The sequence below is a fragment of the Armatimonas sp. genome (genome assembly GCF_031410135.1).
Classification (GTDB): domain Bacteria; phylum Armatimonadota; class Armatimonadia; order Armatimonadales; family Armatimonadaceae; genus Armatimonas.
This window is the reverse complement of record NZ_JANNYP010000144.1, coordinates 1-12860: the sequence shown is the minus strand read 5'-3', so window position 1 is coordinate 12860 and position 12860 is coordinate 1. Positions and strand designations below refer to the sequence as shown.

12 protein-coding genes are annotated in these 12860 nt (G+C 58.2%); 6 read left to right on the top strand and 6 right to left on the bottom strand.

From position 1 onward, the window contains the following. Positions 1-212: 212 nt before the first annotated feature. The 4 genes from RMO15_RS05185 (at position 213) to RMO15_RS05170 (ending at position 5996) form a co-directional block, all read left to right on the top strand. Entirely contained in the window at positions 213-953 is a 741-nt protein-coding gene (locus RMO15_RS05185) for a hypothetical protein (protein ID WP_309708747.1), read from the top strand. A gap of 113 nt (positions 954-1066) precedes the next feature. Continuing rightward, a complete protein-coding gene (locus RMO15_RS05180; RefSeq protein WP_309708750.1) occupies positions 1067-4171 on the top strand; it encodes a FlgD immunoglobulin-like domain containing protein in 3105 nt (1034 codons plus the stop codon). Between the two features lie 6 nt (positions 4172-4177). Then, positions 4178-5065: a carboxypeptidase-like regulatory domain-containing protein gene (locus RMO15_RS05175; RefSeq protein ID WP_309708744.1), complete on the top strand. Its 888-nt coding sequence runs from the start codon at positions 4178-4180 to the stop codon at positions 5063-5065. Position 5066: 1 nt separating this feature from the next. Then, positions 5067-5996, top strand: a complete 930-nt coding sequence (locus tag RMO15_RS05170; RefSeq protein ID WP_309708742.1) for a carbohydrate-binding family 9-like protein — start codon at positions 5067-5069, stop codon at positions 5994-5996. Here the strand turns inward: RMO15_RS05170 and RMO15_RS05165 are convergent. Next, a complete protein-coding gene (locus RMO15_RS05165; protein WP_309708739.1) occupies positions 5988-6395 on the bottom strand; it encodes a hypothetical protein in 408 nt (135 codons plus the stop codon). The two genes, RMO15_RS05170 and RMO15_RS05165, sit on opposite strands and share 9 nt — an antisense overlap. A 101-nt stretch (positions 6396-6496) precedes the next feature. Further along, positions 6497-7228: an SMI1/KNR4 family protein gene (locus RMO15_RS05160; RefSeq protein WP_309708736.1), complete on the bottom strand. Its 732-nt coding sequence runs from the start codon at positions 7226-7228 to the stop codon at positions 6497-6499. 99 nt (positions 7229-7327) lie between these two features. Here RMO15_RS05160 and RMO15_RS05155 point away from each other — a divergent pair, with 99 nt between their 5' ends. Continuing rightward, complete coding sequence (locus RMO15_RS05155; protein WP_309708733.1) at positions 7328-7999, top strand: hypothetical protein; 672 nt, start codon at positions 7328-7330, stop codon at positions 7997-7999. 7 nt (positions 8000-8006) lie between these two features. Continuing rightward, positions 8007-8975: a sialidase family protein gene (locus tag RMO15_RS05150; protein WP_309708730.1), complete on the top strand. Its 969-nt coding sequence runs from the start codon at positions 8007-8009 to the stop codon at positions 8973-8975. Positions 8976-9130: 155 nt separating this feature from the next. On the opposite strand, the gene RMO15_RS05145 is transcribed toward RMO15_RS05150, so the two are convergent. The 4 genes from RMO15_RS05145 to RMO15_RS05130 all read right to left on the bottom strand — a co-directional run. Further along, positions 9131-9499: a hypothetical protein gene (locus tag RMO15_RS05145; RefSeq protein WP_309708726.1), complete on the bottom strand. Its 369-nt coding sequence runs from the start codon at positions 9497-9499 to the stop codon at positions 9131-9133. 184 nt (positions 9500-9683) lie between these two features. Further along, the gene (locus RMO15_RS05140) at positions 9684-10373 is read right to left on the bottom strand and encodes a hypothetical protein (RefSeq protein WP_309708723.1); all 690 of its coding nucleotides are present in this window, start codon (positions 10371-10373) and stop codon (positions 9684-9686) included. 446 nt (positions 10374-10819) lie between these two features. Continuing rightward, complete coding sequence (locus tag RMO15_RS05135) at positions 10820-12313, bottom strand: sugar ABC transporter ATP-binding protein (RefSeq protein WP_309708720.1); 1494 nt, start codon at positions 12311-12313, stop codon at positions 10820-10822. Positions 12314-12326: 13 nt separating this feature from the next. Beyond that, positions 12327-12860: hypothetical protein (locus RMO15_RS05130; protein WP_309708717.1), on the bottom strand; the 534-nt coding region annotated here is incomplete at its 5' end.

Here is a 12860-nt window from a genome sequence, read left to right as displayed (position 1 = left end):
AGGCAGCACGATCCTGAATACCTGCGGTGGTTACGGGGTGCAACCAAATTTCCGATGTTCGTGTCCTAAGTAGTAACGAGAGGCTCCGGGGTTTGGGGGACGCTCCCCCTACCACCGGCGAGAGGGCCAAGACTGCTGCGGAGGCCATGATGAGCCGCTAGACGAAGGGTAGGAGCAGCCATGAGCGCGTGTTGAGCACGCAGGAGATGACGATGAGCAGTAACGAGACCGCTCTCAGCAGTGACGAGAGCCTGACTAGTAGCAACGAGAGCACGATGAGCACCATCGAGAGCCGAGTGAGTAAGAAGGTGCGCCCCACACCCGCCGAGCAGGACGAAGCCCTGGCGAACTTTATCTCCCAGAGCCGTGTCACCCTCGACACCATCCTGGCCACCCCCGAGATTCTCACCCTCCTCGCCCCCCGTGGCTACGACAGCGCCAAGCTCAACGTGGGGCTAGGGCTTCAAAGCGCGGCACAGAGCGCCTTTACCGTCCGCCAGACCGCCATCGGGGACGAAACCAAGGCAAACCAGACCGTGACTAGCGCACGCACCGCAGCACGCATAGCCTACTTCGACTTCCGCGAGACCGTCCGCGCCGCCTACCGTGGGGTGAGCGAGCGGCAAGCCCTAGGCGTCGTGGGCACGATCCCCGCCGACACCGAGAAGCTCCTCACCCTCGCACGCTCCGGCTATGCGGCGGCGGGGCAAGCGCCCTACAGCACCGTGCTGAGTGGGCTAGGCTACAACGGCGCAGGGCTGAGCGCGGCGACCGCCACCCTCAACACCCTCCAGAGCGCCCGAAGCGCCCAAGAAGCCGCCCGAAGCGCCGCCATCGCCGCCACCACGGCGCGCAACGACGCCGCCAAAGCCCTGCGGGAGTGGATGCAGGCCCTCCACCGCATCACCAAGATCGCCCTCCGCACCCGCCCCGAGCTACTCGGACGGCTGTAAAAACGAAACCCGCCCCCCCTTCGCGAAGCCGGAGGGGGTGACGAGCCTAGGCGAGGCGGGGGAGGCGAAAATCACTTGAAGCAAAACCTGTAGTATAAGCGTCTAAGCAAGTGATGACTCGCTCGAATCTCGTTTTAAGCTCAGCACTGGCACTGACGGCGCTTGCCGCTCCCGCTCTTGCCCAGCGCTCCCCCTATAAGAATCTCGTCAACAAGCCCTTTGCGACGATCTCCAGTGGCCCGCAATCGTCGGTGGTGCTGGATGTCCCCAAAGGCAAAGACATTCCCACCGCGGTCGAGGCACGCCTCCGCAAAGAGTGGCAAGCCCGTAGCCGCGCACTGGCTCCCAGCCTCAGTAAGCAAAAGCGCTCGACGGTTTTCCCTGTCTCGACCCTAGTCACCGTCCGCCAGAGTGGCCGGATCGTCACACCCCGTGTCACCCGTGCGTTTGGCGATGGCCAGCTCACGTTCACATTTGAGAACTTCAACGGAGCCAGTATCGCCAGCGGCACCAGTACTCTGGTGGTCGAAGACTTCCTTAAGGACTTTATCAACGCGGTCTACCCGCGCCTCGTGGCACTCTACGGCAAGCCCGCCTTCAGCGGTGAGGTCAAGATACGCTCGATGGGCTTCTTTAATACCGGAACCGCCACGGACATCCAGCGCCTGGCCTTTGGAGCCTACTCACCGTCGGAGAACCGCATCTATCTGCCCCTCTACCAGAGCGTAGACTCCCTCGCCCATGCCTGCTTGCTGAATCTTGTCCACGCCTTCCACGGCCCCCTGACCTTTCAGTACGATGCCTGGGAGCAAGGCTTTGCCCGCGCTGCGGCCACCATTATCGCCCGCGATCCTGCTTTGGGATTCTCTGATCCCACGGCCAACAGCCTCTACACCCTGCTACCCTACTACGACCTGCTCAACCAGCCCGCACTTGGCAACAACACGTTCTTCCCCCCCTCGCAGGCCAACTTATTCATTGACGGCGAGATCACCATTGCCAAGATGCTCCAGTCGCGCATGGGCATGAGCGGCGCGGCCTGGCTTAAGTGCTACATCGAGAACAAAGACTTCTTCAAGAGCTTCAATGCCGCGTACTACGCCGCCGCGGATGCCCAAGGTGCCGCCCTAGCGGGAAATGTCCCCGCCCTCAAGAGCCTTGTCGCAGCCACCCTTCCCATGGTCGAGGGCCTGCCCTTCAGCGAGTGGTTTTCCCAGCAGTACATTCTGGACACCAGTGTCACCACCGGTCCCAAGCTCTATGCCTATGTCCTGCCGCGCCAGCCCACCCCGGGCAATGGCGAGCAGTCGTCACTGATCGCCCTGGTCTACTACCGCACCAAGCCCGATGGCGATGAGGAGCTGCTCTCCGGGCGTGCCTACGCCACCTATCTCAACTCGGACAATGCCCGAATCACCCTGGGCGGTGGCTCGCAACAAGCACAGATCGAAGCGGGTGAGGGTTTCTTGACCACACTCGCCTTCCCCAACCAGGGCTTCGATGATGGTCGTCTCGTAGCTGACTTCGCTGTGGGTGGCCTGACGAATCGAACGTATCTCTCTCAGGGGATTAGCGGCGATGTTCTGGGGGTCATGACGGGGGGCATAGACGGTGATGTCGCAGTGAGCCAGACCACAGTTCTGGCCCCCATCACCACACGCAATGCCACCACCAAAATCGCACGGCGTGGCTTTGGAGTGACCCTCGGAGCACAGCTCGGGGAGTTCTCCAAGACGACCCTCAGTATCACCAGCGGCCCCACGGTCCAGACCTTCCAGCGCAACACGGGCGATGGGATCAACTACGTGGTTCTACGGCCCATCGGTGCGGGAGGCGGTGTGACCACACTGAGCCGCGCCTTCCCTGTCGGGAACCTCAATCTTGTCAGCTTTCCCCTACGGCCTCTGGAGCCCACCGTCGAAGGCGCACTAGGTCGCTCCGCCACCGATTTTCTCTTGGCAGGCTGGGACCCGATTACCCGTGTCTACGCCGCGGTTACTCCCAACACCCCCAGTGTCGGACTGCTGGAGCCAGGCAAGGGCTACTTCCTGAAGTTTCTCCCCAACGGGGGACCGATCAATACCACGGTCTCTCTCACGGGGATCACGCCCTCGACAGATGTGGACTACACCCTCCACCTAGCCTACGGCTGGAACTTAATTGGCACACCATTCTCACAAGACCTAGATATCACCAAAACCTCTGTCAAGTACCTGGAAAACGATGCCATCGTCTTTGGCGCCGCCACGGGAGCCGATGCCAACAACGCTCCCTACGGCTCCCTGATCGCCGAGCAGGTCTGGGGGCTCAACCCGGACACGGGGGCATACAATCCCACCAACTCACTCTCGGCGGACTGGCGAGGCTACTGGGTACGAGTCTATGCTCCTCAAGGAGTGACACTGCTCATCCCTGGTCCCGATACGCTGGGCCGCTCGGTGCCAACACGTGCACTAGTCCCCACGGCCAGCCGCAAGCCTGACTGGGCCGTGCGCCTTCGGGCGATCCAGGGCAAGCGCTCGTCGGAGGTCAGCTTGGGCGCCGCTCCCGGTGCCACCCGGAGCTTCGACCCGCGCTGGGATATCGAAGCCCCACCCGATGTTGTGCCCAGCGTGAGCCTTGCCCTAGCGAGCGAGGGAGCGACCGCAGGCGGACGCATGGCGGCGGACTTCCGCAGCGGCCAGGATGCCAACCGAGGAACCTGGCCTCTCACGCTCACCACAGCGCAGTCAGGCAATGTCACTCTGGCCTGGGATGGTCTTGAAACGCTCCCCAAGACCATGCGGCTGACGCTTTTAGACATAGCAACGGGGGCACGTTTTCCGCTGGCAAGCCGCTCCGGTTGGAGCGTTGCGGTGCAGGCCGGGCAGACCCGTAAGCTTCAGATCGTCGCGGAGGCGGAGCGCAGCCAGGTTCTGGGGATCACTAATGTCTTCACCCGCTCCGCCGGTCGGGCCAGTGGCGGCAGTATTCGCCTTGAGTACAACCTCACCGCAGATGCCGATGTCCAGGCGGAGATCAGCACTCTGGCAGGTCGCAGTGTCCGTCACCTCACCACAACGCGAGGCCGCGCCACCGAGCGCCAGAGCGTCCTCTGGAACGGCCTCACTGATAGCGGACAGCCTCTGCCTGCAGGCGGCTATCTCGTCACCCTGACCGCCAGAACCGATGATGGGCAGACCACCCGCGTCATCCGCCCCATCCAGATCCTTCGATAAACAACCATGACACGACGAAATTTTTTAGCGCTGAGTGCGCTCACAACTCTAGCCGCAGGTTGCGGTGGTGGCGGCGGCGGTGGAACGGATACCAAGGCGAGTATCGTCACGGGTATCGTCTATGACTCCCTGCAAGCGGACCTTCAAGTGGAAGGAGCCACGGTCACGATCGGTGGTGCCTCCGCAACCACCACCGTACGCGCCAATGCCAGTTCCAGCAACCAAGTGGGTTCGTTTCGTATCACCGGAGCCCTGATCGGCACCACAACCGCCACGATCACCGTCCCTGGCAAGACCCCGCAGACCTTTGCCTTCCAGCCTGCGGTAACCGCGGGAGCCAACTCCGAGCTGGCTTTCTATCTCAATATCGGGCAAGTGCGTGGCCGTGTGCTCGATGAGACAGGCAAGCCCGTTAAGAGCGCCTTCGTGGTGGTCAATACCAGCCAGGGAAGCCTCAGTGGTTTCTCCAACACCGATGGGACCTTTCTGATTGATCTCGTCCCCGATGGTACCGCAGAGATCTCCGCAGGTTCAGGGAGCAAGATCGCCCTCAAGAGCATGACAGTTGGCTTTGGGATCAACGAGGCCGGAGACCTAAGCCTCCAGGTAGACCCCAACCCCAACCCACCCGCGCCTCTCAAGACCATCTCCGGCAAAGTCACCTCCGCGACGGATAGTAGCGCCATCGTTAATGCCCCGGTCTTCTTGCTACGCGCAGGGATTCAGCTTGAGACCATCAACACGGATGCCGGTGGGAACTACTTCTTTATTGTTCCCGCAGGCAGCTACACGGTGCAGACAATTCCGGGCGGCTATGTCTCCGAGACCAAAGACGCTACCCTGGCAAATCCGAACAACCCGATCACCGTTAACTTTAACCTGACACAGCGCTAAAATGAGTTTTCCTCACCCTAAAGGCTATGTTTGCTCTCGTGCAAGCGAGCCCATTGTAATTGATGGCGATCTGACAAAGACCGTCTGGCAGGCCGCACCCTGGAGCGACGATTTCCTAGACATCGAGGGCGAGAGCCAACCCGCGCCGCGCTTCCGCACCCGGATGAAGATGCTCTGGGACGAGAGCTATTTCTATATCGCCGCCGCATTAGAAGAGCCCGATATCTGGGCCACGCTCACGGAGCACGACTCCGTGATCTTCTACGACAACGACTTCGAGGTCTTTCTCGATCCCGACGGCGACAACCACGACTACGGTGAGTTTGAGATGAACGCGCTCAACACGACGTGGGATCTGCGCCTGCCCAAGCCCTACCGCGATGGCGGCCCCGCGCTCAATGAGTGGGAGATTGAGGGTATCCAAACCGCCGTCAAAGTCTTCGGCACCCTCAACGATGCAAGAGATCGCGACCACGGCTGGACCCTGGAGCTGGCACTGCCTTGGAGTGGGCTAAAGACGCTTCGTGGCGGCGACTGCCCCAAGCCCGGACAGCAGTGGCGGGTGAACTTCTCGCGGGTCGAGTGGGACATCGAGCCTGTGGATAACTTCCCCTACCCTGTGGATAACTCGCCTCTGCCTGTGGATAACTCCGGAAAAGTGCCCGCGCCCTACCAGAAGATCCCCAGCACCCCGGAGCACAACTGGGTCTGGAGCCCGCAGTGGGCCATCGACATGCACCGCCCTGAGTGGTGGGGCTATGTGCAGTTCGAGGAAACCGCCGAGACGCCCTTCCGCCCCGACCCCGAGTGGGAAGACCGCTGCCACCTCATGGAGCTCTACCGCGCCGAAAAACGCTCCGAAGGCTGGAGCGCCACGCGCGGCAACCTTATCGTCACCCACGACTCGCGGATTCGCCCCAAGTCAGCGTAAACGAAAACGTGAGAGGCCCAGGAAAAGGAAGAGCCCACCCGCAGCACTCCCAGCCAGCCCTCCCAGGACCATTGAGGAACCACGTGTCTCGGTGATTCCTCCGCGCTTTGTATAGCCAATATGGGTTCCGTTCCATCCCACACTGATTCCCCGGAAAACGAAGCCAAAACCCACCACTAACACGATCGCCCCAAAGAGCACATTCTTAATTTCTGTACCTGCACGCCGTGTCAGAAAACCCTCATCTGCTACTGGACGACTGCGTTGCGCTGTATCCGCAGCCAGAAGAATCCGAATCGCTTCGCTGTCGTTCGGATCGCGTGCAATTAAGGTCTCAGCAAGAACACGTGCACTTTCATAATCACGACGACGGAGGCAAGCCTTGGCTTCGAATAGCATGTCTGTCTGAGATTGACTTCCACTTTGCATAGCTTCTGGGACACACAAATCTTGCGCAGGTTGCATCAACGCTTGCTTTTGAGATACCTTTATACGGGTTATCAGATACTGTGTTCAATGATGCGAACAATATTTTCTTTTTTACTGACAGCAAACTCGGTGGCGAGACCTATAAAGGCAACATGGTACGCCTCCCCTCGGCATACGCCTGTCATGCGTGATCGCTCCTGAGTGGGAAATCGCTTGGTCACTTCGGCTAAAGGCATTCCCACTTTTATCCCGACAATACGGCGCTCGTTAGCAAGAGTCGGGAGTGCACGATCACGTAGACGATTGAGCCATTTTTCGTACCATTGCCAAAATGAAAGACCCGTCGGATAAAAATCTTCACGTCCGTCCCAGACGGTTCCATACGTCGCACCATTGACAATAAGCCAAGCATAAATCCCACATCCTTGGTGTCCCAGAGCCAACCCGCCTGGTACTCCTGGATACTGATTCGGGTCTATCAGTTCCTCAAGCCTTCCGTCTTCCAGTACCTCACTACTCTCCGTTAAAGGAAAGGGCTGGGTCAGATCACTGTAGCGTGATGCACTTGTTAGGTCATCCATTCCATAAAACGGACCTGCACCACCGTCACCGATCTGCAAAATGAAGTCGCGGTAATCGGGGGGAAGAACAATCCCATTTTCTCTTTCGAGCGCCTGCACGGTCGCTTCTGGTCGTGGAGCATGAAGCCGGTAGTGATGGTGCGAGGAGCCGAAGACGCGACGATCTGGGTCGGCACGCTCCACTTCTTCCAAAAGAGCCTTGATCTCTTGAGCTGTCCACATCAGAAACATTATCGCGCCCTTAGACCCTCTTGACAAGCCACAGAATCGCCGATATTCTAAATATGAACGCGTTCAATTTTAGAAATCAGGGAGTTTGTGATGCTTGCCGAGAAAGTGATCCTCTACGACGATAGCTGCCCGCTGTGCCAGCTCTACACCGAGGGCTTCGTGCGCCTGGGGGTGCTTCCCCGGTCGGGGCGGGTGGCGTTTGGCCAGGCTCTGGCGCAGTGTCCCGAGGTCTTTGAGCGGCTGGATGTGGCGCGTGGCCGGGTGGCGATTCCGCTGATTGACCGCGCGACGGGCGAGATTGTCTACGGGCTGGATGCGCTCTTTCTGCTGATGGGGCACAAGGCAGCGTGGCTCCGGCCCGTGTTGCGTCAACGCTGGTTCAAGGCTGCGATCTGGCCGCTCTACCGCCTACTTTCTTACAATCGCCGCCAGATTGCCGGGTGCGAGCCGCCCATAACTCCCTTTGACTGTCGCCCGGAGCGGCACTTAGGCTGGAGAAGCGCCTGGCTTGGTATCGCGCTGACGGGCTGGCTGACCGGTGTCGCGGCGCATGCCCTGGCTCCGGTTCTTGCGGTTGCAGCGCTTCAGCTCTTGGGCGGGATTTTTGTGGCGCGGCGTGGCTGGGACGCGTTGGGCTCGTTTGCGACCAACTGCCTGGTCTTTGCGATCCTGCTGGCAGTCTTTCCGCTCGCTTGGTGGCCGTTGGCGCTGGCAATAACTCTGCTAGACTTGCGCCGCCGGGCGTGGGTTTTTCGTCTATAATGGCAGTATGAAACGTCTAGAGACAATCACCCAGGAGCCGATCTACACCGATGCTCCCTTCCCCGAGTGCCACGCCTCGACCGTCGCGTTGTGTGGCAAGACTCTGGTGGCGGCCTGGTTTGGCGGCACCAAAGAGAAGCACCCCGATGTCGGGATCTGGCTCTCGCGCCGTGAGAGCAATAAATGGAGCGCACCAGTGCGGGTGGCCAAGATTGATGAGACCGCGCACTGGAACCCGGTGCTGTTTTTCGGGCCAGACAAAACCCTCCACCTCTGGTTTAAGACCGGGGCGACGATTCCTCACTGGAAGACCTACACCATGACCTCGCGCGACTCGGGGAAGACCTGGAGTGCGGCGCGTGAGCTTGTCCCTGGCGATGACACGGGCGGGCGGGGGCCGGTGAAGAACAAGCCGATCTTGCTGGCCGATGGCACACTGCTCGCCGGAGCATCGAGCGAGCAAGGCACCTGGGAAGCATTCTTCGACCGGTCGTCGGACAACGGCAAGACCTGGCAGCGCACCGCAAATTTAGACCGCGTGGCGCTTGGGGAGAAGCACGGGATTATTCAGGCGACGATGTGGGAGTCCGCGCCCGGCAAGCTCCACGCCCTCTTGCGCTCGTCGTGCGGCTACTGCCCGCGCACGGATTCTGACGACAACGGTAAGACCTGGAAGCCGGTCTACGACTCCAAGCTCCCTAACAACAACAGTGGGATTGATCTCGCGCGGCTCGGAGACGGCACGCTGGCGCTGGCGCATAACCCCGTGGTCGGGAACTGGGCCGCACGCACGCCGCTACGCATCGCCCTCTCGTTTGACAACGGCCTCACCTGGCCCAGCTTTCTCGACATCGAGACAGAGCCCAAGCTGGAGTTCTCCTACCCCGCCATTATTCCCCTCAGTAAGAACGAACTTGCCGTGGCCTACACCTGGAAGCGCAAACAGATTCATTTCTGGCACGGCAAGCTAGTCTAACCCATCCCGCCGATTGAAATCGGCGTTTGAGGGCGCAAGCGCCAAAAAGTCGCTCCGCGACTACTGAATTTGTGTGTCTCCAGTCGCGGAGCGACTTCTTAGCCGAGGTACGAGGCTCTCAGACGCCAATTTCAACCGGCGGGATAAATTTCAAGCTACGGCGTGGGTTTTGGTTTGCGAACCGGGGATTTTCTCTCGCTGGTCGGGATGCCACCCACTTGCTTATACTGCTTGGAGTCCGGGCCAAAGTTTGAGCGAACCCCACTCTTAACTCGCGTGTTGTAGCTCGAGAGCGTCCCCACTTTGGTATCACGCGCATCCACTAAACCCGTCAGCCGCGTTCGGAGCTTCTCAATCTCTTCGTCGTCGGCCTGAATCTCATCCACCAGCGCCTCCATCATTACTGCTGTGATCTGGTTATTGAGTGCGGCATTGCCAATGGTAAGTCCTGGGTTCTCGTTCCAGGTATTGATAACCTTCTGTGCTGTGTCGAGCACTTGAGGGATTGATAGTCTTGTTGCCATAAATTTCCAACCTCCGATTTTTAGACAAAGCACCCGTTCCAAAAGTTACCGATGCCCTGAAGTTTTTTTTAGCAACATCGCTAGTTTTCTTAGCAACTTGTTTTTACTTTTAGTTAGCATGATCAAAATTTGAAATAAGCCGACTAAAAATAAAATGTTTTTTATTTATATATTATTGCTATTTTTAAAAACGAAACAGCATTTTAAGAACACTCATGACCGACATTTTCATGGCTCCCCAGAGAGTATATCTCCACTCTCGTTTTTCCGAATCAATGTAGCGAATCAAGCCACGGCTTTGTCTTAGTTCACAACGACTATAAAAAAAATTGCGATATTCCTGAAGTGCACCATCCGAAGAAAAATCAGAAGGAATAGTACGATGTAACAACCATTTTTTATGTTGATTATAGAGAACTATAAAATTCTTTGCCGTAAGAAATACTTGAGTGTCAGAAGTTTCTGACACATCATAAGATTCATTGGCAGTTGTATTGGTTGTATAGTAGTAGTGATTATCACTATTTTTACTGATTAAATTTACCCCTTTAGCATGAATGCCTAACATATCGCCATAACCAAGCAGGGCCATTGTTTGACGATCTTCGGAGATAGCAAAAATGTAACTGAGCTTGTACTGAGGACGACGGGCATCATAATACCGACAAAGAAGTCGAAATCCACATTGTCGCATCTCTTCAAGTGTTGTATCAATATACTCCTGATTGAGGACATTTCGATGTTCGTCCTGTGATGGATCAACATTAAGAGAATCAGAGTAGGGCCAGACAATGCGCCGCTCCCACATATAGACGATCACAGCGGGCAAGAACGAGAAAGAAATAATGCAACCTAGAGTAATCCACTGCTCCATAAGGCACAACCTCCGCACCTACTCTTCCACAGCCAGACACTCAATTCCTCTGTACCGAAAGCGGCGAAGCGAGTACAATGGTAGACATGATATGAGACAATCTGACCCCGGTGCAGCGACGCACCCGTTTTTTGAAGCTTATAGGATGGCAAGCGCATTGGCGTTGTCGGCTTTAGCAAAGGAGGCATCGAGACCTGGCTCGCCACCGCTGCCGATGAGCACATCAAAGTGACGATCCCAGCCATTGCAGTGCAGTCGATACGGAAATGGCCTACAAAAACAAGCGCGAGTGCCTCAAGATAGATGTCGCGGCGGGAGTTGCGCACCAGGTCACCGATGCACCATCTCCGGGGAGGTGTTCGAGACGCCTTCGTACTCGCTGCTACAAACGCCCGAAATCTTAGGAATTCTAGACTATATTTTTGCAGAATGCGAGTGTGAGCTCCCTATTTTGACACTCCCGTCGCCGCCGCAATAACACTCTCGGGAGTGGCTTGGTCGCGGCTCAGCTCTTGGACAATCTTGCCCTCACGCATCACTAAGATCCGGTCGGCGAGGGCAAGTACTTCCGGCAAGTCAGACGAGATAAGCAGCACCCCGAGGCCCTGCGCGGTAAGCTTCTGGATCTCGTCATGGATCAGCGCCTTGGCCCCGACATCTACGCCACGGGTTGGCTCATCTAAAATCAAGACCTTCGGGTTGGTCGCCAGCCACTTGGACAAGACAACTTTTTGCTGATTCCCCCCCGATAGCTCCAAGAGGCTCTGCTCGACGCTCTGGCAGCGCACCTCGAAGTTTTCTTTCCAGTTCTGCGCCAGCTCACGCTCTTTGCCGGGAGCAAGCCACGCGCCCTTGAGGCTTGCCAGGCTATTGTTCTGCCAGATGCTCCAGGGTAGGAGTGCGCCTTGAAGCTGACGGTCTTCAGGCACCAGCGCGAGGCCGTGCTTCATGGCATCGCCAGGGTTGTTGATTGCCACTTGCTCGCCCCCCACTCGGACCTCGCCGGAGTCGAGGGGCAGGAGCCCAAAGAGAGCCCGCGCCACCTCGGTGCGCCCCGCTCCCACCAGCCCCGCCAGCCCGACGATCTCACCGGCATGCACCGTCAGCGAGATGTCCGTAAACTTCCTGCGCCGCGTGAGGTTGCGGGCTTCGAGCAAAACTTTCCCCTCGTCGCTTGCCGGAGAGGGGTGGCTGAGGGACGAAGCCGGGGAGAGGTCGCGCCCGACCATCAGGCGCAGAGTTTCCGCAATGTTGGTCTCGGAGATCGGCTTGTCGGCGGAGACCACTTTTCCATCGCGTAGCACGGTGATGCGCTCACACAGCGAGAAGACTTCCTCAGTGCGGTGCCCGATGAAGGCTAGGGCACAGCCCTCGGACTTCAGGCGGGCGATAATCTCCGCCAGTCGCGCGACTTCGCCCGGCGTAAGCGATGCCGTGGTTTCGTCAAAGATCAGAACTTTTGCATTGAGCGAGAGCGCCGCCGCCAGCTCGATCATCTGGCGATCTGCCACCGAGAGGCCACGAACCGGGGCTTTGGGGTCGAGTGAAACGCCTAAAGTATCCAGCAGGCGCCTTGCCTCGTCGTGCATCGTGCGCCAGCTTACCAGCCCACTCTTGCCCGGCTGTCGCCCAATAAAGATATTCTCGGCGACACTGAGATCGGGGAAGGTCTGGGGCTCCTGAGGGATCAAGGCAACACCATAGGCGGCAGCATCACGCGTCCCGGAAAAGTGGACATGCTGCTCTCCCAGCTCCAGATGGCCCACGGTGGGAGCATGCACCCCAGCGAAGATCTTGGCGAGCGTGGACTTACCCGCTCCATTCTCGCCCACTAAGGCATGCATCTCTCCCGCGTAGAGAGTGACCGAAGCCCCCTCTAGCACCGTCACGCCCCCAAATGCCTTGCTTACCCCAACACTGCGAATCACACCGCTACTCATACACGCTCCTACGCTAACGGGTGGGAGGACTCGTAGCGGCAGGGAGGAGCTGAAAAGTGAGCTCGACGGGGTAGAAAACTCCCCCAAAGGGACTCGTTGTAAACTGCACCTCGCCGCGTGGCCCCACCACCGCCTCACAGAATGTTACCCGCTCGTAGGCCTCCCGAATCTCGGACATGATCAGGTCGCCACCAAGCAAGCCTACCACACCAGACTTTCCCCCCCGAGGCATAAACCCAATCCGCACACGCCGTCCTTCGGGAGCCGCGATCTTGAAGGAGTAGAGCATTCCATAGCAGCCGTCGCGCAGACGTGCTTTATTGGCATCGCGCTCGCCCATACCGATACGAAAGCGATGTTGGGTAAGCTCCCCATTCAGCGACACATCAATATCTTGACGAGTCGAGTCGAGAACCAAGGTCTTCATTCGGGGCGCATCCCACTTGTCGTGCTTAAAGTAGATACGCATACGAACGTTTTTATCGGCTTTGATGGCCATCATACCCGAGGCAACTTGACGATTGATCAGCTTATACGTAAATCGTGC